At 69.8% G+C, this 22,589-nt stretch carries 17 protein-coding genes and 1 pseudogene; 6 read left to right on the top strand and 12 right to left on the bottom strand.

Features of this window, described 5'->3' with window-relative positions; genetic code table 11:
• Positions 1–8 precede the first annotated feature (8 nt).
• Complete coding sequence (locus JHN63_RS54015) at positions 9–140, bottom strand: hypothetical protein (RefSeq protein WP_267953810.1); 132 nt, start codon at positions 138–140, stop codon at positions 9–11.
• A 124-nt stretch (positions 141–264) separates the two neighbouring features.
• Between JHN63_RS54015 and JHN63_RS27090 the strand changes: the two genes are divergently transcribed.
• Positions 265–2,367: a helix-turn-helix transcriptional regulator gene (locus JHN63_RS27090; protein WP_200685353.1), complete on the top strand. Its 2,103-nt coding sequence runs from the start codon at positions 265–267 to the stop codon at positions 2,365–2,367.
• Between the two features lie 1,238 nt (positions 2,368–3,605).
• On the opposite strand, the gene JHN63_RS27085 is transcribed toward JHN63_RS27090, so the two are convergent.
• The gene (locus JHN63_RS27085) at positions 3,606–4,286 is read right to left on the bottom strand and encodes a DUF2637 domain-containing protein (RefSeq protein WP_200685351.1); all 681 of its coding nucleotides are present in this window, start codon (positions 4,284–4,286) and stop codon (positions 3,606–3,608) included.
• A gap of 240 nt (positions 4,287–4,526) precedes the next feature.
• Between JHN63_RS27085 and JHN63_RS27080 the strand changes: the two genes are divergently transcribed.
• From JHN63_RS27080 to JHN63_RS27070, 3 genes are read left to right on the top strand one after another with little or no spacing between them, the layout of a single operon-like run.
• Entirely contained in the window at positions 4,527–4,682 is a 156-nt protein-coding gene (locus tag JHN63_RS27080) for a hypothetical protein (RefSeq protein ID WP_200685349.1), read from the top strand.
• Positions 4,683–4,685: 3 nt separating this feature from the next.
• The gene (locus JHN63_RS27075; RefSeq protein ID WP_200685347.1) at positions 4,686–5,261 is read left to right on the top strand and encodes an HD domain-containing protein; all 576 of its coding nucleotides are present in this window, start codon (positions 4,686–4,688) and stop codon (positions 5,259–5,261) included.
• 25 nt (positions 5,262–5,286) lie between these two features.
• Positions 5,287–6,129 carry an SDR family oxidoreductase gene (locus JHN63_RS27070; RefSeq protein ID WP_200685345.1) on the top strand — a complete coding sequence of 281 codons (843 nt, stop codon included), beginning with the start codon at positions 5,287–5,289 and terminating at the stop codon, positions 6,127–6,129.
• Positions 6,130–6,153: 24 nt separating this feature from the next.
• Here JHN63_RS27070 and JHN63_RS27065 read toward each other — a convergent pair whose 3' ends face one another.
• From JHN63_RS27065 to JHN63_RS27030, 8 genes are all read right to left on the bottom strand, one after another.
• Positions 6,154–6,387, bottom strand: coding sequence for a hypothetical protein (locus JHN63_RS27065; RefSeq protein ID WP_200685343.1), 234 nt, complete (start codon positions 6,385–6,387; stop codon positions 6,154–6,156).
• Between the two features lie 72 nt (positions 6,388–6,459).
• A complete protein-coding gene (locus JHN63_RS27060; protein WP_200685341.1) occupies positions 6,460–7,953 on the bottom strand; it encodes an SDR family NAD(P)-dependent oxidoreductase in 1,494 nt (497 codons plus the stop codon).
• A 105-nt stretch (positions 7,954–8,058) separates the two neighbouring features.
• Positions 8,059–9,384 carry a wax ester/triacylglycerol synthase family O-acyltransferase gene (locus JHN63_RS27055; protein WP_200685339.1) on the bottom strand — a complete coding sequence of 442 codons (1,326 nt, stop codon included), beginning with the start codon at positions 9,382–9,384 and terminating at the stop codon, positions 8,059–8,061.
• Positions 9,385–9,539: 155 nt separating this feature from the next.
• Positions 9,540–11,849: a GH92 family glycosyl hydrolase gene (locus JHN63_RS27050; RefSeq protein WP_200685337.1), complete on the bottom strand. Its 2,310-nt coding sequence runs from the start codon at positions 11,847–11,849 to the stop codon at positions 9,540–9,542.
• Between the two features lie 17 nt (positions 11,850–11,866).
• Positions 11,867–14,482, bottom strand: coding sequence for a PA14 domain-containing protein (locus tag JHN63_RS27045; protein WP_200685335.1), 2,616 nt, complete (start codon positions 14,480–14,482; stop codon positions 11,867–11,869).
• Between the two features lie 164 nt (positions 14,483–14,646).
• Entirely contained in the window at positions 14,647–15,867 is a 1,221-nt protein-coding gene (gene glgC, locus JHN63_RS27040; RefSeq protein ID WP_200685333.1) for a glucose-1-phosphate adenylyltransferase, read from the bottom strand.
• Between the two features lie 51 nt (positions 15,868–15,918).
• Positions 15,919–17,070 carry a glycogen synthase gene (gene glgA, locus JHN63_RS27035; RefSeq protein WP_200685331.1) on the bottom strand — a complete coding sequence of 384 codons (1,152 nt, stop codon included), beginning with the start codon at positions 17,068–17,070 and terminating at the stop codon, positions 15,919–15,921.
• Positions 17,071–17,109: 39 nt separating this feature from the next.
• Positions 17,110–17,865: a (2Fe-2S)-binding protein gene (locus tag JHN63_RS27030; RefSeq protein ID WP_200685355.1), complete on the bottom strand. Its 756-nt coding sequence runs from the start codon at positions 17,863–17,865 to the stop codon at positions 17,110–17,112.
• 209 nt (positions 17,866–18,074) lie between these two features.
• On the opposite strand from JHN63_RS27030, the gene JHN63_RS27025 reads away from it, so the two are divergent.
• Positions 18,075–19,217 (top strand): DMT family transporter, encoded by a 1,143-nt coding sequence (locus tag JHN63_RS27025; RefSeq protein ID WP_200685329.1) that lies wholly within the window; start codon positions 18,075–18,077, stop codon positions 19,215–19,217.
• Here JHN63_RS27025 and JHN63_RS27020 read toward each other — a convergent pair.
• Positions 19,207–20,430 carry a transglycosylase family protein gene (locus tag JHN63_RS27020; RefSeq protein WP_200685327.1) on the bottom strand — a complete coding sequence of 408 codons (1,224 nt, stop codon included), beginning with the start codon at positions 20,428–20,430 and terminating at the stop codon, positions 19,207–19,209. The genes JHN63_RS27025 and JHN63_RS27020 overlap by 11 nt on opposite strands.
• 246 nt (positions 20,431–20,676) lie before the next feature.
• Here JHN63_RS27020 and gndA point away from each other — a divergent pair.
• Positions 20,677–22,120, top strand: a pseudogene (gene gndA / locus JHN63_RS27015) (NADP-dependent phosphogluconate dehydrogenase).
• A gap of 39 nt (positions 22,121–22,159) precedes the next feature.
• Here the strand turns inward: gndA and JHN63_RS27010 are convergent.
• Complete coding sequence (locus tag JHN63_RS27010; RefSeq protein ID WP_200685325.1) at positions 22,160–22,513, bottom strand: VOC family protein; 354 nt, start codon at positions 22,511–22,513, stop codon at positions 22,160–22,162.
• Between the last annotated feature and the right edge of the window lie 76 nt (positions 22,514–22,589).

The raw sequence follows: 22,589 nt of genomic DNA, 5'->3' as shown, positions 1-22,589 counted from the left end.
CACGTTACTTACCGCCCTCTGAGAGCGGTGGGGTAGCCGGCATCGTCCAGGCGGGCGAGTGTGGCCGCGCCTGCGGCGGCCAGCGCCGCGACGACTATGACGAGCGTGGCGATGCTCAGTACGAGGGCGACCTTTGGCACGACAAACTCCCTGTGGGCGATGGGACGTTGACTTGGCCGAAGCTCGCGCTGCCGGTGTGCGCCGGGGTTCGTCCGGGCGATGATGAACTCTGCTGGACGCAGCCCGAAACGGGGGGAGCACCTGTTGGGAGAGCGGAGCCAACACAACCAGAACAAGCACACCGCGGCTCTCACCGAGCTGCGCCAGCGGCTGAGCGATGGGCTAGCAGCCTCGGGCCTGGACAAGACGCAGCTCGCCCGTCGTGCGGCGTTGGGCCGTACGACGGTGTCGGAGGCGTTCCAACTGGACGGTCCTGTGCCGTCCGCCAGGACAGTGGCGGTACTCGCCCGCAAGCTGGGCATGCCACCCGACGAACTGCTGGAACTGCGCCGCACCGCGGCGGCCGACGAGAGCGCCCCGGTCCGTGAGGGCGAGTCCGAACCGGGCAAGCCCATAGGCCAGTGGGAGCCCCATGACCTGGAAGTCCATCCTGCCGGCCCCGCTGTCGGCGGACACGGTGTCGGCGGTGCGCCGCGCCTGCTGCCGGGTTATGTACGTCGGGCACACGACCTCGTCCTGGCACAAGCAGTCCAGGACGCCAAGGCCGGCCGAAGCCGGATGCTGGTCTTGGTCGGCTCCTCCTCAACGGGCAAAACCCGAGCCTGCTGGGAAGCCGTCCAGCCGCTTGCCAGTGAAGGGTGGCGGCTGTGGCATCCCTTCGACCCAACCCGCGCCGAAGCCGCACTCGAAGACATCGAACGCGTCCGCCCGCACACAGTGCTGTGGCTGAATGAGGCTCAGCACTATCTTGGTGACAGCCAGTTGGGCGAGCGGATCGCCGCGTCGGTGCACGCCCTGCTCACCGATCCTGGACGAGCCCCCGTCCTGGCTCTGGGCACATTGTGGCCCGAGTACGACCGCCAGTACTCCGCTCTGCCGCAGCCCGGCCGACCAGACCCCCACAGCCGGGCACGTGAACTCCTGGCCGGCCGCACGCTCTCCGTTCCAGAGCGGTTCGACACGGAGGCACTGCGCTCCGCATTCGCTCAGAGCAAGGAAGGTGACCGACTGCTGGCCGACGCTCTCACGAGAGCAAGCACCCATGGGCGGGTGACGCAGGACCTGGCCGGAGCTCCAGAACTGCTGCGCCGTTACGAACGCGGCACGCCGCCTGCCAGGGCGCTGCTGGAAGCAGCGATGGATGCGCGCCGCCTCGGCGTCGCGCTCCACCTACCGCAGACCTTCCTCACCGACGCAGCGAGCGACTACCTCGCCGGTCCTGACTGCGACGATCTCACCGACGACTGGTCCGAGGTGGCAATCGCCGAACTCGCCCACCCAGTCCACGGCAAGCAGGCACCCATGCGCCCCGCCACCGGGCGTCCCGCGATCCGCCCGCCAGGACCAACATCAGCCACCTCGCCCAAACCCGCGACAACACCGGCGCTTCGGCTCGCCGACTACCTTGAGCAGTACGCCCGTACCACCCGCCGATGGCTGTGTCCGCCCACGTCCTTCTGGCTCGCCGCTCACACACACCTCGCCGACCCCGATGACCTCAACAAGGTGGCCAAAGCGGCCCAGGACCGTTACCGCCTGCACATGGCCGACCAGCTCTACCAACGTGCCGCCGAAGTCGGCAGTACAAAGGCGTTGGCGTCCTTGGCCGATATGCGGGAAGAGGCGGGCGATCACACGGAAGCCGAATCGCTGGCCCGGCAGGCGTCCGATGCCGGCGATCCCAGCGCCCTCCTGAACCTGGCCATCATGCGGGACAGCGCGGGGAACCGGGAGGGAGCCGAAGCCCTGATCCAGCAGCTCGCCGACTCCGGCCACACCATTGCCGTGCTGAAATGGGGTGTATCAAGGCAATGGACCCAGAATCAGCCGGTTGCCGAATCCCTCTATTCTCATCCCGGCACCAGCGACCTCAGGGACGTGCTGAATTTGGCTGCGCTGCGGAGATGGACCGAGGACCGCGAAGCCGCCAAATCCCTCTACCCTCCAGCCCCCGGCACCGGCGACCTGGCTGACCGGCTGAACCTGGCCAGGTTGCGCGAACTGGCGAGGGATCGGGAGGCAGCCAAAGCCCTCGCCCGCCAGCTCGCCGACGCTGGCAACACCTTTGCGGTGAAAAGACTGGCGTGGATCTGCGAGAAGGCAGGAATGACGGACAGTTTCCGCATCGACAAGTGGTGGCCGTACGGACTGGACCCCGACGGGACCCCCACACAGGCACAGCATTGACAACGACTATTACAGCCGCCTCAGCTGACGGCCCCTCCGTCGAGCCGTTGAGTGTGTTGTACCGCTTTCGGGTTGAGCTCGACGAAAGCCTCTAGAGCCGTTTGGATGCGCTCTTCCAGCTCACCGACGCGGTGCTGCTCAGGCGGTCCGGTCACCTGGCTGGTCGATTTGAAACTGACAGCCCAAAACGGCCGTGGGCACGGGGCGATGTACGACGCGGTCAATCACGGCCGGCCGGAACCGAGCCGTCAGCGCAGGCTGCTTGCGGGCGGATCGTGTTCGCCGTCGACGTGAGTAACTGGCATCGCCGCGAGGCTCCCGTCAGCCTGGAGTTGCTGTTCTGCCACGTTTCCAGGCGGAGCGGCGGCTCGGATCAGTTCATCCCCGACCAGCCCTGCTCCTCCGGAGCTGTGCTGGAGACAGGAGCGCGTGGACATGTTCCACCTTGCGTGGGGTGCAGGTGCGATACCGCCGTGAAGCGAGTGCGCGCCCAGGTACTGCTTCCCAATGCCGTGCACGACCACGATCGCTGCCCTCAGCCTTCATCCCCCCGGAACCACGCCAAATGGAGCCAGAATCCCACCGGCAGTGGTTGAGGAGCACGGAACCTTCACATGCCAACGGCCGTTGTACGCCGAAAACTTGGGCCCGCATTCCGGAGGCTACGGCGCCGTGTCTTCTGTCTCCAGGTCTCGCTGACCGGATCGATCTCCTGCTGCAATGGCATGAACGGCAAGAAGCGCCCGGGGGCACCTCTCGGCGCAAGGATCATTGGCCTCGCGACCTCTCAGCGCCGTCCCACACAATCCAACTCGCGTACCCCACCTGACCAGGTGGTGTGCGCGCAGTCCTGATCGCCCCCTGCCCAAGATCCGGACCATACCGGGTCCGGCCCTCCATCGATCGGCGCGGTGCCGACCATTCCCACTGGTCAAGCTGCGTACGACCCCTGCGCCACCAGCAGACCAAGAACCTACTGATGACTCTTAGCTGAGCCAACTAAATCCAAAGATGACCGTCTCGTCATCCGGAGAGACCGGAACTCAATTCGCCGTACTACCAGTGGGCTAAGAATCGACTAATGAGAGGCCAAGAGTGGCGACGCACACCTCGCACGCCTTTCCCCACCACCAGCTCACAGACAAGCTTCGCCCAACGCGTGCCCAGCTGATCGACCACAAATCTCCGACCGGCTCACCGAGAACACTCTCGGGCCCCTCACACGGGTTTCTATGCCCTCATCCAGATGCATCCGCCAAATCGCGAGATCCATCGGCGCCCCCGATACCACCTCGACGCTTCCGAACAAGAGCAGTCAACTGCCGCGACCGCACCGCGCCGACACGCAGCTCCTTCCGCAAGGTCTCAGCAGAAATGGGCCGCTGCCGCAGATTCCGGTGCCGGGCATCGAGCACCAACGCCCGCGCCAGCAAAGGGTCATCGCCCTGCGGACCGTCACCCTCCACCAGAGCATCGCCCTCGAATGGATCGGCCATCCCACGATCCGGTCTGTGCACCAGAAGCTCGACCGACAGAAGCAGAGCAACCGGAGGCCACGCCGCGACAAGCACCGGCTTCCACTCCAAAGCCGACGCCGCCGCGACGTTCGCGGCCAACGAGACCGCGATCCCCAACAGAAACGCCGTCCATACAGCACCCCGCGCTCGACGCGTCCGCAGACCCGAGGGCTTCAGCAACCCCACCGTCGCCAACAGCGGCAACCCGTCAACAGACAGCGGCCACAACGACGCACTGACCGCATCCGCTCCCCCTTGGCGGGCGAACTCCCGCTGGTGCACGGAGGACGCGTACGCGGCCACCCCCGCCACCACCAGCGCGCACAGCGGACGGATCCACGCGTCGAGATCAAACCCACGCCTGGCACCCGCCCTTGCCCGCAGCTCGTCGGCGGCACTCATCAAGCCCACCGCCCAGCCACCGGATCCAGTGCACAACCCGTGCACACTCCCCCAGGAACTTCCAGGAACTCCCAGGCAGACGCGTGACGCCCCCACAACCACGGACCACCCCCAATCAGGCCAGATGGCCTGGTCAGAGCGCCAACAGCACGAAGATTGCACGTTACATGGGGTAACTATTGCAAGTCTCCCCGTGTTCTTCGGCCATGACCTGAACCGGTTTGTCACATCATGCGCGGTTTGACGCCCACCCGCATGGCCTACATCCGCGCACACACGGTCGAGAACATGACCTACGTCACTCAAGGCGTCGCGCAGTTCAGGTCCTGTTGGCTGAGTCGCAAGCTCGCCATGATCCCCTGGGGTTCCGCACGGGCTGTCTCGCGGGAGGACTGACGCATGGAGTTGCGCAGCGTCGAGGAGCTGATGGATCTGCTGTACGCCTGTCGGGGCGCCTGGGACACCCCCGACAGAAGCGGCGACCCGGTCGATCTGCACGAGCACGCGCTGCAGACGGCCGCGCTGCTGCGCCGAAGTCGCCCCGCCGACAAGGAACTTCAGATCGCCGGCCTGGTCCACGACATCGGGCATCTGCTGCAACCCGGCGACGACGCCGGCCACGCGGACCACGCGGCGGACGCCGTCCACGCACTGCTGGGTGAGCGGGTCGCCCGGCTCGTCCGGCTGCACGTGCCCGCCAAGCGCTACCTGGCCACCGCCGCACCGGACCACGATCTGTCCGCGCAGAGCACGCTGACCCTGCGCGCCCAGGGCGGCCCGATGTCCCGCGCCGAGGCCGCCGCCTTCGAGCGCGATCCGCTCGCCGACGACGCGATCACCCTCCGCCAGGCCGACGACGCGGCCAAGGTCGTCGACCTTGATGCCGGGGTCCTGGAGGACTGGCGCACGGTCCTGGGCATCGTCGCCGCCCGGAACTCCCCACTGCCCAACTCCCGCCTGGGGGCTGTCGACTGACGGTCCGTCATGAGACGGTACAGCGATGACGTCGTCGTCGTACGGTCTGCGGGACCGGGCCGTCCTGGTCACCGGGGGCACGCGCGGGATCGGTCGCGCGGTCGCCGAGGCGTTCGCCGGGGCCGGGGCGCTGGTGTGCGTGAGCGCGCGGGACGCCGGTGAAGTCGCGCGCGTCGCGGAGGAGTTGGGCGGGGTCGGACTGGCCGGGGATGTCGGCGACCCCGAACACCCGCGGGCGTTGGCGGAGTTCGCGCTGCGCGCGTTCGGCCGGATCGACGTGGTCGTCAACAACGCGGCGACGAACCAGCCGTACGGCCCGCTCATGGAGGCCGATCCGGACGCCTGGCGGGCGGCGTTCGCGGTGAACGTGGAGGCGCCGCTGCGGCTGGTGCAGTGCGCGTGGCGGGCGTGGATGCGGGAGCACGGCGGCGCGGTGGTGAACGTGTGCACGGAGGGCGCCGGGCATGTCGGGCCGAACGTGGGGGCTTACTCGACCAGCAAGGCGGCGCTGCTGCACCTCACGCAACAGCTCGCGGGCGAACTCGCGCCGGGGGTGCGGGTCAACTCGGTCTCCCCCGGGCTCGTCCGCACCGAGATGGCGCGGTTCGTGTGGGAGCCGGGCGAGGCGGAGCTCGCCGACGGGCTGCCGCTCGGCCGGATCGGGGAACCGGCCGACATCGCACGGGCCGTGCTGTGGCTGGCCTCCGACCAGGCCGAGTGGATCACCGGGGCGGAACTGCTGGTGGACGGCGGGACCCGGGTGCGGGCGGCGTACACGTCGGGCGGGTACGCCGTCCACGACCGGCTGAGGTCAGCCGCGCCGCCCCGTCCTCAGCGGCCCCTCGACGGGATGCCGCCCCGGCCGTAGCGGCTCCCGCACAAGATCACCGGGTCACGGGAACAGGGCGATCCCGACGAGGATCAGCAGGACGATCCCGGTGACGAGCGCGACCGTGGCCCAGGTCCCGCGGTGCTTCACCGCGGTCGTGGGCCCGCCGCCGCGTGGGCGGTCCTCCGGCAGGACGGGGTGGGCCGGGCGGTCGCTGCCGTAGAACTCGTCGTCGGTCGGGTAGTGGTTGCGCGGGTCCTTGAAGGCCCTCGGATCGATGCCGTGCGCACTGGTCATGGGAACTCCTCGCGCGGTCCTCACCAGGGCCGGGATCCGGCGGTCACCGGGACTCGGGTCCGGAGTGGCGGGTCACCACTTGCCGGGCGCGTAGTCCTTGAGGAAGACGCCGTACAGGTCCTCGCCCTGTTCGCCGCACACAATCGGATCGTAGACCCGGGCCGCGCCGTCGACCAGGTCGAGCGGTGCGTGGAAGCCCTCCTCGGCGAGGCGGAGCTTGTCGTAGTGGGGGCGTTCGTCGGTGATCCAGCCGGTGTCGACGGAGGTCATGAGGATGCCGTCGGTCTGGAACATCTCCTGGCCGCTGGTGCGGGTCACCATGTTCATGGCGGCCTTGGCCGCGTTGGTGTTCGGGTGTCCGGCGCCCTTGTAGCCGCGGCCGAAGACGCCCTCCATCGCGGAGACGTTGACGATGTACGCGCGTCCGCTGGTGGCTGCCTCGGCGGCGGCGGCCATGGCCGGGCGGAGCTTGCTGATCAGGATGAACGGAGCGGTGTAGTTGCAGAGTTGGGTCTCCAGCAGCTCCACCGGGGAGATCTGCTCGATGGTCTGCACCCAGGTGTTGGTGTCGACCACGTCGGGGACCAGACCGCCGGCGTCGATGGCGGTGCCGTCGAGGTGCCGGGCGACGCTGGCGTTGCCCGCGACCAGGGCGAGATCGGCGACCTGCTGGGCGTCGAGCCCGCTGATCCCGACGGGCAGCGCGGCCAGGCCGTCGACCGCGCCGGAGCCGAACGCGCCGATGACATGGTGGGCGGGCAGCTCACCGGCGGGCAGCGGGGCGCTCTCGCCGTCGACGAGCGCGGCGTAGGCGGAGGGCAGCCGCCGTACGGTCTGCGTCGCGTTGTTGATGAGGATGTCGAGGGGGCCCGCCTCGGCGACCTGGTCGGCGAGGGCGACGGCCTGGGCCGGGTCGCGCAGGTCGATGCCGACGACGTCGAGACGGTGGATCCAGTCCGCGGAGTCGTCCATGGCCTTGAAGCGGCGGATGGCGTCCTTGGGGAAGCGCGTGGTGATCGTGGTGTGGGCGCCGTCGCGCAGCAGCCGCAGCGCGATGTACATGCCGATCTTGGCGCGGCCGCCGGTGAGCAGGGCGCGCTTGCCGGTGAGGTCGGCGTGGACGTCGCGCTTCTCTCGGTTCAGGCGGGCGCAGTCGGGACAGAGCTGGTGGTAGAAGTAGTCGACTTCCACGTAGCGGGTCTTGCAGGTGTAGCAGGAGCGCGGGCGTTGCAGGATCCCGGCGATCCGGCCCTCCTCCGTCACCGACGACGGGAGGAGGCCCTCGGTCTCGTCGTCGATGCGCTGGGCGGAACCGGTCGCGGTGGACTCGGTGACGGCCTTGTCGTGCGCGGTCTTCGCGGCCCGGCGCTCCTGGCGGCGGCGCTGCTTGACGCTGCGGTAGATGCCCGCGGTGGCCCGGCGCACGGTGATCGCGTCGGGGTGGTCGACGTCGATCTTCTCCAGTTCGTCGAGCACGCTGAGGCAGACGGCCAGCCGCTCGGGGTCGATGCCGGGCCCGTACACGACCTCGTCCGGGGTCGTGGAGCCGTTCTCTGTCACCGTCATCGCGCTGCCGTTTCCTTGGGTGATCCGCGGCGGCGCTCCGATCGCGCGGCCGTCGAACAGGGAATTTTACGGAGCGCCGGGCCGCAGCACCAAACTCGTGCCGCGTCACGACCCACAGGCGGTGATGAGCGTCTCCACCTCCTCGGTCAGCGCACGGGCGAACAGATCGAGGTCCGGTACGGCCGCCGCGTCCGCGACGAGCCCGTAGTGGACGTGTCCGCGGAAGGTGGAGACGGCGACCGCGAGGGACTGGCCGGCGGCCAGGGGGGCGTACGGGAAGACCGCGGTGACCGGGTTGCCGCCGAGCTTGAGGCCGATGCCGGGCAGCGGGACGCTGGTGACGAGGATGTCGAACCAGAGCCGGGCGGCCTGTGCGGCGAACGGTCCGCCGAGTCGGTGGCCAAGGGCCGGCACGTGGTCGGCGAGCAGGGCGACGGCGCCCGCGCCCCGGTTGGGACCGGCGTCCTTGTTGCGGTCCATGTCCGCGCGCACCGAGTCGAGCCGCCCGAGCGGGTCGGGATCGTCGACGGGCAGCCGTATCAGGTAGCCGGAGAGCCGGTTGCCCTGTGGCTGCGCGCCGCGCGGGCGGCGCTTGGAGACGGGGATCAGGGCGCGCGGCGCGACGCCCTCGCTGCCGTCGCCGCGTTCGTCGAGCCAGCGGCGCAGGGCGCCCGCGACGACGGCGATGAGCACGTCGTTGACGGTCCCGCCGACGGTCTTGCGGATCCGGTGCACGTCGTCGAGGTCGATGACGACTCCGGCGGTACGGCGGGTGCCCGAGGGCTCGGAGGTCAGCGCCGCCGACGAACGCACGTCGAGGGTGGAGCGGGCGACGGACGCCCCGATGTCGAGGGCCCGGCCGACGTCGGACAGGGCACCGCGCAGCAGCCCGGGCAGCTTGCGCACATCGGGCAGGAGACCGCGCGCGGGCTCCTCGGGACGGGGTCGCCGCTCGGGCATGTCCATCGGGTCGAGGATGGCGGCGGCGAGGGTCAGCGCCCGCAGTCCGTCGGCCAGGGCGTGGTGGAACTTGAACAGCACGGCGAAGGAGACACCGTCCTCGCCGGGCAGCACATGCGCCTCCCACGGCGGCCGGCCGCGCTCCAGCGGGCGTTCCATGAGCCGGCCCGCGACCTCCTGGAAGTCGGCGGTCGGGGCGTGCAGCCGGACGTGGTGCAGCGGGTCGAAGTCGGGGTCCTCCTCGCGGGTGGCGCTCCCGAAGGACAGGGACAGCGGCTGCCACACGTCCCGGATGCGCATCCGCAGCCCGGGGACGGCGGCCGCACGGGCGGCGAGGAGGTCGGCGGCGTGGGCTCCCGCGGTCGGCGAGTGGGCCGAGAAGACGCCGAGTGCGCCCAGGTGCATCGGGTTCCGGTCGGACTCGATGTTCCAGAACGCCAGGTCGAGAGGAGCGAGCAGATCGGAAGTCAAAGGCTTGCCTCGCGTCGACTAGGGGTGAGCAAGCAGTGAAGCGCCGACAAGCGATTACGGTCAAGTACGATCAAGCTACGCACAGTTAACAGCAGATTACATCCGGCCCCGATCCCACCCCTCCGAGAGGGGTGGGACTCAGGAGGCGCCTGAGATCACTTCAGTGCCGGTGGTCCCGCCTGGGGTGACGTACCCCACTCCGACGGGTGCGGGCCGACCGTGAAGTCCAGCGACCGCACGGACCTCAGCAGCCCGGTCGTCAGATAGGTGCGGTCGTACGACGTCCCGTCCGTCCCCGCCGCCTGGATGTAGCGGTCGCCGGCGGAGGTGCCGGGCGCCTTGATGGTCAGGGCGCCGTGCGGGTAGTAGCGGCGGTCCAGGGTCAGGTCGACCCGCTCGAAGACGGGCGTGGACAGACCCCAGGTGTCGTAGCCGGGCTGGACCGGGAAGATCCCGATCGACGACAGCACGTTCCAGGCGGACATGGTGCCGAGGTCGTCGTTGCCGGTCATGCCGGTCGGGCCGTCCGTGAACAGGGTCAGCGCGGCGTGGACGACGTCGGTCGTCTTCCACGGCTGTCCGGTCGACAGATAGGTGTACGGGGCGATCAGGTCGGGCTCGTTCTGCGGGTTGTACTTGTCCGCGTTGTAGTAGTCGTACGGCCCGTTGACCCACACCTCGCGGGCGGTCTTCGCCGGGTCGGCCAGCAACTGGTCGTAGGCGAAGAAGGAGTCCAGCCGGGCGTTGGCCGCCCGCTGTCCGCCGATGAGGTCGACCATGCCGGGCAGGTCCTGCGGCACCAGCCACTGGTACTGCCAGGACGTGCCCTCGTGGAAGCCCTCGCTCTGCGCCGGGTCGGCAGGACCGACGAAGGCGCCGGAGGCGTCGCGGGCGCGGAAGAAGCCGGTCGACGGGTCGAAGACGTTCCGGTAGCTCTGGGCGCGGGCCGCATAGCGCGCGGCGTCGGCGCCGTGCCCGAGGTCCCGGGCCATCTGCGCGAGCATCGCGTCCGAGAGGGCGTACTCCAGGGTGGCCGAGGCCCCGTGGTCGTAGTCGGAGTCACCGGGCTTCGCATGCGGACGGTCCTTGATGTACGGCGCGAAACCCTTCGCGAGGTACTCCTTGTTCGCCTCCCGCCCGACCGCCGCCGACTCGGTGGGCGGCACGCCGTCGGCGTTCTGCTTCAACGCCCGGTAGGCCCGCTCCTCGTACCCCTTCAGCAACCCCTGCTGATAGGCGTTGGTCAGGAACGGGGTGACCGGATCGCCGGTCATGATGTTCGTCTCGACCGTGCCGTAGCCCCACTTGGGCAGCCAGCCGCTCTCCTCGTCGATCTTGATCACCGAGATCGCCATGTCCCGGGCCTCGCGGGGCGCGAGGAGGGCGAGGAGCTGGGACTGCGTGCGGTAGGTGTCCCACAGGGACCAGTTCTGGTAGTACGTGAAGCCCTTCGCGTGATGGATCTGTTGATCCCACCCCGTGTAGCGGCCGTCGACATCGCTGCCGATGTTCGGCGCGAGGAACGACCGGTACAGGGACGAGTAGAAGGTCCGGCGCAGACTGTCGGAACCGCCCTGCGCCCGTACGTCGTTCAGCCGGTCCTCCCAGGCCCGTTGGGCCCGGTGGCGTACCGCGTCGAACGAACTCCCGCCCTCCGCACGGAGGTTGACGGTCGCGCCGTGCGCATCGACGTACGAGAGAGCGGTAGCGGCCTCGACGGTACGGTCCTTGGTCGTGTCGAAGCGGACGTACGCGCCGCCGCTCCCGCTCCTCGAACCGGCCGTCACCGTCGAGCCGTTCCAGGTGCCGTACGTGGTGAAGGGCCGGTCGAAGCGGGTGATCGTGTAGACGGTGTAGGGCTTGGTGTCCTGGCAGAAGCCGCGGCCGGTGATGCTGGTGCGCACGGTCCGGTTGTCGAGCACCTCGACCTTCGAGGAGACGCCGGAGTGCAGCGACTGGGCCGCGTTGAGCAGGACGTTGGCCCTGTCGGTGGCCGGGAAGGTGTAGCGCTGGACGCCGGTGCGCGCGGTCGCCGTGAGTTCGGCCTCGATGCCTGTTCTCAGGCCGACTTGGTAGTAGCCGGGGCTCGCGTGCTCGTCGTCGTGGCTGAACTCGGCCGCGTACTGGGCGTAGTCCGTCTGCGTCACCTCGCCGGTCGTGGGCAGTACGGGCAGATCACCGCCGAGCCCGCAGCCGACGCCGGAGAGGTGCACGAGGGAGAAGCCGCGGATGTGGTTCTGCGAGTAGTCGTAGCCGGTGTTGTGGCCGGTGTCCGGCGAGAACTGCACCATGCCGAAGGGCACGGCGGCGCCGGGATAGGTGTTGCCGTCGTTCTCGGTGCCGATGAACGGGTTGACCAGGTCGGTGAGGTGAGGGTGGGCGGAGGCTGCCGCGGGGGCGGCGAGCAGCGCTGACGCTGCCACCGCCCCCGCCATGCACAACCGCAGGCGCCGGGTCCATCTCATGGGTCCTCCAAGGGAGTTCAGGTGGTGGGGCACCCTGCGGGGGTCGCCTGTGACGCGTCGTGGATCAGTGCCTGCTGAGCGGCCTTCACCCGCTGCGCGTCGGGCTTGAGGACCCGTCGGTCGTACGTCATCAGGCCGTTCAACTCGCCCTCGACGTCGGAGATCTGGGTGTAGACCGCGCCGTTGCTCCCCTGACAGGTCAGGGCGTGCACCTCGGCGAGCTTGGTGAGGTAGTCGTCGGTGTAGGCGGCCGGGTCTACGTCGACGTACGACTGCTGCACCGACCAGGCGTGGCCCGGCACCGCGAGCCCGAGACCGCCGTACTCCCCGCTGACCAGGGCGCGTTGGCCGTCCGGGTGGGGTGGCAGGGCGGGGCTGGGATAGCCGTGTTCGTCGATGATGTCGCCGGTGCCGCCGTCCACGCCGAGGTTGATGCCGGACATGCTGTTGACGAGCCGCGTCGGGTCCCAGGCCTTGGCCTGGTCGGCGATGCGGGCCTCGTCGTACTGGCCCCACCCCTCGTTGAACGTCACCCACATGACGATCGACGGACTGCTGATGTGCTCGTCGATCATCTGCTTCATCTCGCGCTCGTACTCGGCGCGTGCGGCCGCGGACGGGTTCACCCCTGCGGTCATCGCGGGCATGTCCTGCCACACCATGAGGCCCAGCCGGTCGGCCCAGTAGAACCAGCGGTCGGGCTCGACCTTGATGTGCTTGCGCACCGCGTTGAAGCCCAACTCCTTGTGGACCTTGAGGTCATGGGCGAGTGCCTCGTCGGTCGGGGCGGTGTAGAGGCCGTCGGGCCAGAAGCCCTGGTCGAGGGTGGCCATCATGAAGATCGGCTTGCCGTTGAGGACCGTGCGCGGGACGCCGTTCACCTTCTCGACGGCGATCGAGCGCATCCCGAAGTAGCTGCCGACGCGGTCCTTGCCGACGGTGACCTTCAGGTCGTAGAGGAACGGGTTGTCGGGCGACCAGAGTTGGGGATTCCTGATGGTGAGGGTCAGCGGGCCGCCGGTGCGGCCGTGTGCGGTGGCCACCGCGCGCTTTCCGGCGTACGCCGTCGCCGTGATCGGTACGCCGTCCCTGACTCCCGTTGCCTCCAGGGTGAGTTGGCTCTTGGCCACGTCAGGGGTGAGCTTGAGGGAGTCGACGTGGTCGGGGGCGACCGGTTCCATCCAGACCGTCTGCCAGATGCCCGAGGTCGGGGTGTACCAGATGCCGCTCGGGTCGAGGCGTTGCTTGCCGATCGGGGGGTTCTCGCCGTTCGCCGCGTCGGTGGGGTCGTAGACGCCGACGATCAGCTCCTGGGCGCGGCCGGGCTTCAGGGCGTCGGTGACGTCGGCGCCGAACTTGTCGTAGCCGCCCTGGTGTTCGGTGACCTTCGTGCCGTTGACATAGACCTCGGCCCGCCAGTCGACGGCCCCGAAGTTGAGCATCAGGCGCTTGCCCGAGCCGATCTTCCAGTCGGCGGGGACGGTGAAGGTGCGGCGGTACCACATGCGGTCCCCGTGGCGTTCCAGGCCCGAGAGTTGGGACTCGACGGGGTACGGGACGAGGATGCGCTCGGCGAGCGTCCGGCCGACGGGCGGGGACTCGCCCGCTGTGGCTGCCGCGAACTGCCAACTGCCGTTGAGGTTGCGCCAGTCGGTGCGGGTGAGCTGGGGGCGCGGGTACTCGGGGAGCGCGTTGTGCGGGCCCACCTGGTCGGCCCAGGGGGTGCGCAGTTCGTAGGTGGAGTGGTTCCGGCCGGTGCTCCAGAACGCGTTGATAACGTTGCCATCGGCCGTGGCGAGGCCGGCTTCGCCGTCGTAGCGGATGTCGGCGGTGCCGGGTGCGGTGCCCGTCTTGTTGCCGACGACGGGTTCGGTGAGGGGGATGAGCAGAGTGCGCGGGTCGGACGGGTCCAACTCGGCTGTCCCCAGGGGCCACTTGGCGCCGCCGATCACCGCTTCGAGGTGGTCGGTCAGGTCGGCCGGGGGTGCGGCGAGGGGCTGGGCGAAGTCGAGCTTCAGGGTGCGGCCGGTGCCGGTGACCGTGGCGGCGAGGGCGCCGTCGTAGTCGTAGCCGTCGGGGAGGCGGAAGGCCGACTGCGGGACGGGGACCTTGGTGCCGCCGGGTTCGGTCCAGCGCAGATGGAGGTTGGAGCCGCCGTAGTGCTCGAAGTACTCGACCTTGATGTCGTAGGCCGTGCCGGCGGTCAACTCGACGGGGGCGGCGGTCTGTTCGATGTCCCAGTCGTCGACCCAGTGGTCGATGACGAGCCGTCCGTCGATCCAGAGGCGGAAGCCGTTGTCTCCGATGATCGAGAAGGTGTGGGGGCCGGACTTGGTCGGGACGATCTTTCCGGTCCAGCGGACGCTCACGTCGTCCGAGCGGCCGGTGGCGAAGGCGAGTCGGGGTTCGAGGTTGTCGAAGTCGAGGTTCGGGTCGACGCCGGTGGCCTTGAGGTCGGCGAAGTCGAAGGCGCCGGGGGCGGACTGGGTGTAGTACTCGCCCTTCAGGCCGTGGATCTCCACGGGGTCGTCGGCCGCGGTGGCGCTCGCGGTGGGGACGGCGGCGAGCCCGGCGATGCCGAGGGCCAGGGCGAGCAGTAACGCGAGTCGGTTCTTGAGTCGTCTGATGCGCACGGAACCTCCATAACAACGTTGTCATTGGCGGCAGTTGGCATGACAACACGGATTCCGCCTTCCGTCCAGGGACATGACAAGCGTGGGTGTGCATCGGCCCATGGCACGGCAAAGCCCCGGTGCGGCCGAAAAGCACCGGGGCCCTGGATCGGCAATACGAGGCGTTACGTGACCAGTTGGCCCTTCCCGAGGGCGATGACGCCACCCTTGGAGACCGTGTACAGGTCGGCGTCGCGCTCCGGGTTGACCCCGATCGTCGCGCCCGGCGGTACCTCGACGTTCTTGTCCAGGACGGCGCCCCGGACCACCGCACCGCGCCCGATGTGGACGTTGTCGTGCAGGATCGAGCCCTGGACCACGGCTCCCGGGTCGACGACCACGCCCGGGGACAGCACCGAGCGCGTGACCTGGCCGCGGATGAGGCACCCGGAGCTGATGATCGACTCGCTGGCCATGCCGCCGGCGTTGAAGCGGGCCGGGGAGAGCTGGCCGGAGTGGGTGTAGATCGGCCAGTTGCGGTTGTAGAGGTTGAAGGCGGGGCGCTCGGCGATGAGGTCCATGTGGGCGTCGTAGTACGCGTCCAGCGTGCCGACGTCCCGCCAGTAGCCCTGGTCGCGGGTGGTCTCGCCGGGGACGTGGTTGGCGCTGAAGTCGTACAGCGCGGCCTCGCCCCGGTCGGTGAGCGCGGGCAGGATCGAGCCGCCCATGTCGTGCACCGAGCCGAGATCCTCGGCGTCCCGCTGGAGGGCCTCTATCAACGCCTTGGTGGTGAAGATGTAGTTGCCCATCGAGGCGTAGACGCACTCCGGGTCGTCCACCAGGCCCGGCGGATCGGCGGGCTTCTCCAGGAACTGCTGCACCGTCTGGCCGTCCGAGCCCGGGGTGATCACGCCGAACTGCGAGGACTCCACGCGCGGGACGCGGATACCGGCGACGGTGACGCCCGCGCCGCTCTCGATGTGCTGGGCGAGCATCTGCCGCGGGTCCATGCGGTACACGTGGTCGGCGCCGAACACCGCGACGTACTCGGGGCGCTCGTCGTAGATCAGGTTCAGCGACTGGAGGATCGCGTCCGCGCTGCCGAGATACCAGCGCGGGCCGAGGCGCTGCTGCGCCGGGACGGGTGTGACGTAGTTGCCGAGCAGGCTGGACATGCGCCAGGTGGTGGTGATGTGGCGGTCCAGCGAGTGCGACTTGTACTGCGTGAGGACGCAGATGCGCAGAATGTCGGCGTTGACGAGATTGGACAGTACGAAATCCACGAGGCGGTATGTTCCGCCGAAGGTGACCGCGGGTTTGGCCCGGTCGGCGGTCAAGGGCATCAGCCGCTTGCCCTCACCGCCCGCCAGTACGATCCCGAGCACCGAAGGTCCGCCACGACGCATGGCCGCTCCCCTCACCCTGGTTGACCCCAGCCTGCCCCTGAGCAGCGCACACTATGCCTTTTCGAGGATCTCCCCGTAGAGCCGCGCGGTGCGCAGCGCCACGGCGTCCCAGCCGAACTCGCCCACGGCGCGCTCCCGCCCGGCCTCGCCCATGCGTTTCGCAGTCTCCGGGTCGGCGAGCACGGAGTCGAGGGCCAGCGCGAGGTTCGCCTCGAAGTCGTCGTCGACGTCCACCAGGAGCCCCGTCTGCCCGTGCGCCACCACCTCCGGGATGCCGCCGACACGGGAGGCGACCACGGCCGTGCCGCAGGCCATCGCCTCCAGGTTGACGATCCCCAGGGGTTCGTACACGGAGGGGCAGGCGAAGACGGTGGCGTGCGTGAGGAGCTGGATGACCTCGGGGCGCGGCAGCATCTGCGGGATCCAGTGCACGCCCGCGCGGACGCCGCTCAGCTCCTGGAAGAGCTCGCGGAACTCCCGGTCGATCTCGGGGGTGTCCGGCGCGCCCGCACACAGTACGACCTGGACGTCCGGGTCGATGTCCCGCACCGCGCGCAGCAGATGGGGCACGCCCTTCTGGCGGGTGATGCGGCCGACGAACAGGACGTAGGGGCGGTCGGGGTCGATGCCGAGCCGGGTGAGGACGTCGGTGCCGTGGTCGGGCCGGTAGAGCGTGGTGTCGATGCCGTTGTGGATGACCCGCACCGCGGCGGGGTCCAGCGACGGGTAGCAGGTGAGGATGTCCTCGCGCATGGCTCCCGATACGGCGACCACGGCGTCCGCGGCCTCGATCGCGGTGCGCTCGGCCCAGCTGGAGAGGGCGTACCCGCCGCCGAGCTGCTCGGCCTTCCAGGGGCGCAGCGGCTCCAGGGAGTGGGCGGTCATGATGTGCGGGACGCCGTACAGGAGCTTGGCGAAGTGGCCGGCGAGGTTGGCGTACCAGGTGTGGGAGTGGACGAGCTCACGGCCTTCGAGGGCCGCGGCCATGGAGAGGTCCACGGAGAAGGTGCGCAGGGCGTCGTTGGCGCCGTCGAGGGTGGGCCAGGAGCGGTGGCGTACGACGCCGTCCGTGCGGCCCTCGCCCCAGCAGTGCACGTCCAGGTCGACCAGGGGCCTCAACTCCCGGGCGAGGAACTCCACATGGACGCCCGCGCCGCCGTACACATCCGGCGGGTACTCCCGGGTCAGCAGTCCCACTCGCACCCGAAACCCCTTGTTCTCGGCGGCTGATTGCACTCATGGTCACCCAGAAGCGGCTTTCGGGGAAGAGCCGGGCGGTTGTGTGAAGCAGCAGTCCCCGCACACCCCGCCACCAGGGACCCGATAGTAGAGGCAGCAGCTGCGGCGCCGGAAGGCGGTGCCGGTGAACGTTCCGGTGCCGGTGAGGAGCGGGTGGGCGAAGAGCTCCGCGGTGAGGGCACGCGCGCGTGCGGCGACGTCCGTACGGCCACGCGCGCGTGCCCAGCGGTTCAGCTCCCGGGCCGCGCCCGCCAGGGCGGAGGCCGCGTTGCCCCACAGGAGGCCGGTGGCCATGCGGTGGCGGGCGACCAGGGCGGCGGTCAGCGGTTCGAGGTGGGCGTGGAGCACGGTGTCCGCGAGGGCCGGCGCGTCGCCGGGCAGCGGGCGCACCTCGGCCAGCCAGAGGTCGTCCGGTGCGCCGCTCTCTGCGTCCCAGTGCAGCAGCCGGGGGTCGAGGTCGGGGATCCGGCCGTACAGGGCGGCGCAGCCGAGCGCCACCGACCACAGTCGGGCCGCGAGCGCCTGCTGGGCGATCGAGGCGGCGATGCGCAGCTCAGGGGCCTGGAGACGCTCCGCGACGGTACGGAAACGAAAAGTCAGGGAATTTCCGTAAACATCCGACGCCGGGTTTTCGTAGGTCCGCGCGAGGGTCGGCAGCGGGCCGTGCGGGGCTGCGCCCGTGCGTAGTACGAAGAAGCCGCCGAGGGGGCGGAGCGCGGCGAGTTCGGGGTCGAGGTCCACGAACAGCAGTAGTACCAAGGCTCTTAGGGGTTTCACCCAGGGGGTGTCGTCCGGTGTCACCCACCTTGGGGAGGACAGAGGGCCTTTCGTACTCCATCGGCAGTACTACCCAATCGGTGCTCAGGTACGACGACGGGAAGAACATCAAGCGGCATCGTGTTCTGTATGAAAGCCGACCGTTCGCCGCGTGGTGCCAGAGGTGCCCGCCTGACGCAGAGGAGCTGCCGATGAGCGCCCTCGCGTTGTCCATCGTGCTGTCGCTCGTCTCCGCCGTGGCCTACGCGGGCGGAGCGATCGTCCAGGAGCGCGTCGCGGTGTCCTCCCCCGACCAGGAGTACGCGCCGCTGCGCCGCCCGAGCTGGTGGGCGGCGGTCGCGTTGAACGGCACGGGCGGTCTGCTGCACGTGGTGGCGCTGGCCTACGGCCCGCTCAGCCTGGTGCAGCCGCTCGGCGCGCTGACGATCGTGTTCGCGCTGCCGATGGCGGCCCTGTTCGTCGGCCGCAAGGCCGGCTCCACCGCCTGGCGCGGCGCCATCATGGCGACGATCGGTCTCGCGGGTCTGCTGTCCCTGGTCGGCACGTCCGACGGCCAGTCGCTGAGCACCGCCCAGCGGGTGTCCGTGGCCGTGTTCACCGGCGCGGTGGTCGTGACCCTGATGATCGCGGGCCGCGCGGCACACCGGCACCCGGCGGTCCGCAGCGTGCTGCTGGCGACCGCGTCCGGCATAGCGTTCGGCATGTCCTCGGTGTTCACGAAGACGGTGACGGTCGACTGGGACAACGGCGCGATATCCGCGACCGACATCCCGTTCCTCGCCGTGATCGCGGTGTTCGCCGTGGCCGGTCTGATGCTCTCGCAGGCGTCCTACCAAGGCGCGGGCCTGGCGGCTCCGCTGGCGGTCCTCACGGTCGTGAACCCGGTGGTGGCGGCCGCGGTCGGCATCACGATGTTCGGGGAGACCTTCCGCTACGGCACGACGGGCACCCTGCTCGCCCTGAGCGCCGGGGTGGTCGCCGCGGGTGGCCTGATCCTGCTGACCACCGAGCGGCTGGGCAGCGAGAGCGTGCCGGCCGACACCACCACGCCCCCCGTGGTGCCCTCGCCCGTCGAGGAGTTGCTGGACGCCCTCCCTGGACAGCCCGTCGGCGTGAGCGCGAACGCCGACGTGCCGGGCGCGGACATCACCGCGGACGCGCCGGGCGACGAGATCCTCGTACCGGCCCAGGCGGCGGTCCGGGCCGACGAGGGTTACGAGACCCTGGAGCCGGCCGGCTCCATCGAACCGGCCGGCTACTTCGGTCCGTTCCACGCCGGGCTGTACGTGATGATGCCGGTCCACGACCGGCGCCGTACCCGAGTCAAATCCTGACGCCGCCGGCCCGCAGATAGGCGAGCGGGTCGATGTCGCTACCGAATCCGGGCCCCGTTCGCACCTCGAAGTGCAGATGCGGGCCCGTGGTGTTGCCGGTGGACCCCGAGCGCCCGATGCGCTGCCCGGCGCCGACGGACTGACCGTCCCGCACCGAGATCGCGGACAGGTGCGCGTACTGCGAGTACCGCCCGTCGGCGTGCCGGATCACCACCTGGTAGCCGTACGACCCCGCCCAGCCGGCGCTGACGACGGTCCCCGTCTCGATGGCCTTCACCGAGGTGCCGGTGGGGACCAGGAAGTCGACGCCGGTGTGGTAGCCCTTCGACCAGGAGGAGCCCGTCGCGTGGTAGGCGGTGCCGATGGGGGCGTTCACCGGGGCGACGACGGAATGAGTCGTCGTCTTGTGGGTGACCTTCTCGGTGGTCTCCGAAGGGGCCTTCTTCTTCGGGGACTTGGTGGTCGACGACTTGGTGGCCGGTTTCGTCGTGGTGCGGTCCGTCGGGTCGGCCTTGGTCCGCAGACTGAGCCGCTGCCCCGGCAGGATCAGGTCGGGATCGCTGCCCACGGTCGTGCGGTTCGCGGCGTAGAGCCCGTGCCAGCCGCCGTCGACGCGCTCGGTGTCGGCGATCTGCGAGAGGGTGTCGCCGCGCACCACCGTGTACATCTCGGCGGTGCCCGCGCGGGACTGCGGGGTGGTCTGCGGCTGGACGTCCTTCACGGACCGCTTGACGACGGTCCGCTTCTTGGCGTCCTCCGCCTTGGTCTTCGCCTCGGTCTGTTCGGTGGCCTTGGTGCCGCCGACGTGGATGTCGGGGGAGCCGCCGCCCCTGGTGAGCCCGGCACGCACGGAGCACACCGGCCAGGCGCCGGGCCCCTGGCCCTTGAGCACCTTCTCCGCTACGGCGATCTGCTGGTCCCGGGTGGCGAGATCCGCGCGGTGCGCGTACGCCGTGCCGCCGTAGGCCTCCCAGGTGGACTGGGTGAACTGCAGGCCGCCGTAGAACCCGTTGCCGGTGTTGATGCTCCAGTCGCCGCTGGACTCACAGGCGGCGACCTTGTTCCAGGTGCTCACATCGGCCGCCTGGGCGGTGCCCGCGCCCGCTCCGACGAGCGGAATCGCGATGCCCGCGCCGCCCGCCGTGACCGTGAGCAGCGAGGCCCGGTTGATCCTGCTCGGCTGATACCGGCGGTGCCGGCCGCGTACGGCCATGGGGAATCCCCCTCCACATGCGTCAGGAGGGCCAAAAGTAAGCGCCCCGAACAGGCCATGACAAGACCGCAACCGGCCGCACTGGGGCCCAAGTGACCGGTTACCCGCTCCGGTTCCGCTGCGCACGTGCGGTCGGGGTGGCCGCGGGCCAGGATGGTCAGTGCGGCAATACTGGCGGGGCACGACCGGTACCACCGATGTCAGGACCTTCCTGAACTTTAGGCCTGATCTTTAGGAGCCAACCGAATGAGCACTTCAGCGCAGATCGGCGTCACGGGCCTCGCGGTCATGGGCCGCAACCTCGCCCGCAACTTCGCACGCAACGGCTACACGGTCGCCGTGCACAACCGGACCGCGTCCCGCACGCGTGACCTGGTGGCGGAGTTCGGGAGCGAGGGTGACTTCATCGCGGCGGAGACCGCCAAGGACTTCGTGGCGGCGCTGGAGCGGCCGCGTCGTCTGGTCGTCATGGTGAAGGCCGGTGAGCCGACGGACGCGGTGATCCAGGAGTTCGCCCCGCTCCTCGAACCCGGCGACATGATCATCGACGGTGGCAACGCGCACTTCGCGGACACCCGCCGCCGGGAGCACGACCTGCGCGAGCAGGGCATCCACTTCGTCGGCATGGGCGTCTCCGGCGGGCGGCGAGGAGGGCGCGCTGCACGGGCCGAGCATCATGCCGGGCGGCCCGAAGGAGTCGTACGACTCGCTCGGTCCGATGCTGGAGAAGATCTCCGCGAAGGCGAAGGACGGGGCGCCCTGTGTGACCCATGTGGGTCCCGACGGCGCCGGGCACTTCGTGAAGATGGTGCACAACGGCATCGAGTACGCCGACATGCAACTGATCGGCGAGGCCTACCAGTTGCTGCGCGATGTCGCCGGATACTCCCCCGCGCAGATCGCGGACATCTTCCGCACCTGGAACACGGGCCGGCTGGACTCGTACCTGATCGAGATCACCGCCGAGGTGCTGTCCCACGTGGACGCGGCCACCGGCAAGCCCTTCGTGGACGTGGTCGTCGACCAGGCCGAGCAGAAGGGCACCGGCCGCTGGACGGTGCAGATCGCCCTCGACCTCGGTGTCCCGGTCTCGGGCATCGCGGAGGCGGTCTTCGCCCGCTCGATCTCCGGGCACGCGGCGCTGCGGGAGGCCTCGCGGGGGCTGGCCGGACCCACGGCCTCGCCGCTGAGCGAGTCCGAGGCGGGGGCCTTCGCGGACCGGGTCGAGCAGGCGCTGTACGCGTCGAAGATCGTGTCGTACACGCAGGGCTTCCACGAGATCGCGGCGGGCAGCGACGAGTACGACTGGAACGTCGACCTCGGCGCCATCTCCTCGATCTGGCGCGGCGGTTGCATCATCCGCGCGGCTTTCCTCGACCGCATCCGCGCCGCGTACGACGCCCGCGCGGACCTGCCGAGCCTGCTGTCCGACGAGACGTTCGCGCAGGAGATCGCGGCGGCGCAGGACGACTGGCGCGAAGTCGTCGTCGCGGCGACCCGCCAGGGCGTCCCGACGCCCGGCTTCTCGGCCGCCCTCGCGTACTACGACGCGTTGCGCGCCGAGCGGCTGCCCGCGGCGCTCACGCAGGGGCAGCGGGACTTCTTCGGGGCGCACACCTACCGGCGGGTGGACCGGGACGGTTCCTTCCACACCCTCTGGGGCGGTGACCGCTCGGAGGTCTCCGGCTGACCTCGCCGACCGTGTGGGGCCCGCCTGCCGTGGATCCGGTCAGGCGGGCTGCCACAGTTCGATGCGATTGCCCTCCGGGTCGGTGACCCAGCCGAAGCGGCCGACGCCGTCCATGTCCTGCATCTCGGCGTCCACGTCCGCGCCCTTGGCGCGCAACTGCGCGAGCATCGCGTCGAGGTCGCGGACCCGGAAGTTGAGCATGGTCTGCTGGGTGCGGGACCCGAAGTAGTCGGTGTCGGCGGGGAAGGCCGCGAACACCGTCGGCCCGGCCTCCTGTTGCCACAGCCCGTGCTCGTCGGTGTCCAGGCCGAGGCTGTCGCGGTACCAGGCGCTCAGGGCCGCCGGATCGGCCGCCCGCATGAAGTGTCCGCCGATTCCAAGCACACGTTCCATGCGGCCATCCTGCCAGGACGACGACCGGGACGCCGGTCTCAGGTCAGCGGCGGTCCCGGTCGTCGTCCTGGCAGGA

Source organism: Streptomyces sp. MBT65 (assembly GCF_016612545.1).
Taxonomy (GTDB): Bacteria; Actinomycetota; Actinomycetes; order Streptomycetales; family Streptomycetaceae; genus Streptomyces.
Note: the sequence above shows the minus strand (reverse complement) of the source record. Positions and strands in the feature narration are given on the sequence as shown.

Excerpts from the sequence above, each read along its gene's own strand:
- JHN63_RS27085 (WP_200685351.1), bottom strand. The coding sequence starts at position 4,286 with ATGAGTGCCGCCGACGAGCTGCGGGCAAGGGCGGGTGCCAGGCGTGGG.
- JHN63_RS27075 (WP_200685347.1), top strand. The coding sequence starts at position 4,686 with ATGGAGTTGCGCAGCGTCGAGGAGCTGATGGATCTGCTGTACGCCTGT.
- JHN63_RS27070 (WP_200685345.1), top strand. The coding sequence starts at position 5,287 with ATGACGTCGTCGTCGTACGGTCTGCGGGACCGGGCCGTCCTGGTCACC.
- JHN63_RS27065 (WP_200685343.1), bottom strand. The coding sequence starts at position 6,387 with ATGACCAGTGCGCACGGCATCGATCCGAGGGCCTTCAAGGACCCGCGC.
- JHN63_RS27060 (WP_200685341.1), bottom strand. The coding sequence starts at position 7,953 with ATGACGGTGACAGAGAACGGCTCCACGACCCCGGACGAGGTCGTGTAC.
- JHN63_RS27050 (WP_200685337.1), bottom strand. The coding sequence starts at position 11,849 with ATGAGATGGACCCGGCGCCTGCGGTTGTGCATGGCGGGGGCGGTGGCA.
- glgC (WP_200685333.1), bottom strand. The coding sequence starts at position 15,867 with ATGCGTCGTGGCGGACCTTCGGTGCTCGGGATCGTACTGGCGGGCGGT.
- JHN63_RS27025 (WP_200685329.1), top strand. The coding sequence starts at position 18,075 with ATGAGCGCCCTCGCGTTGTCCATCGTGCTGTCGCTCGTCTCCGCCGTG.
- JHN63_RS27020 (WP_200685327.1), bottom strand. The coding sequence starts at position 20,430 with ATGGCCGTACGCGGCCGGCACCGCCGGTATCAGCCGAGCAGGATCAAC.
- JHN63_RS27010 (WP_200685325.1), bottom strand. The coding sequence starts at position 22,513 with ATGGAACGTGTGCTTGGAATCGGCGGACACTTCATGCGGGCGGCCGAT.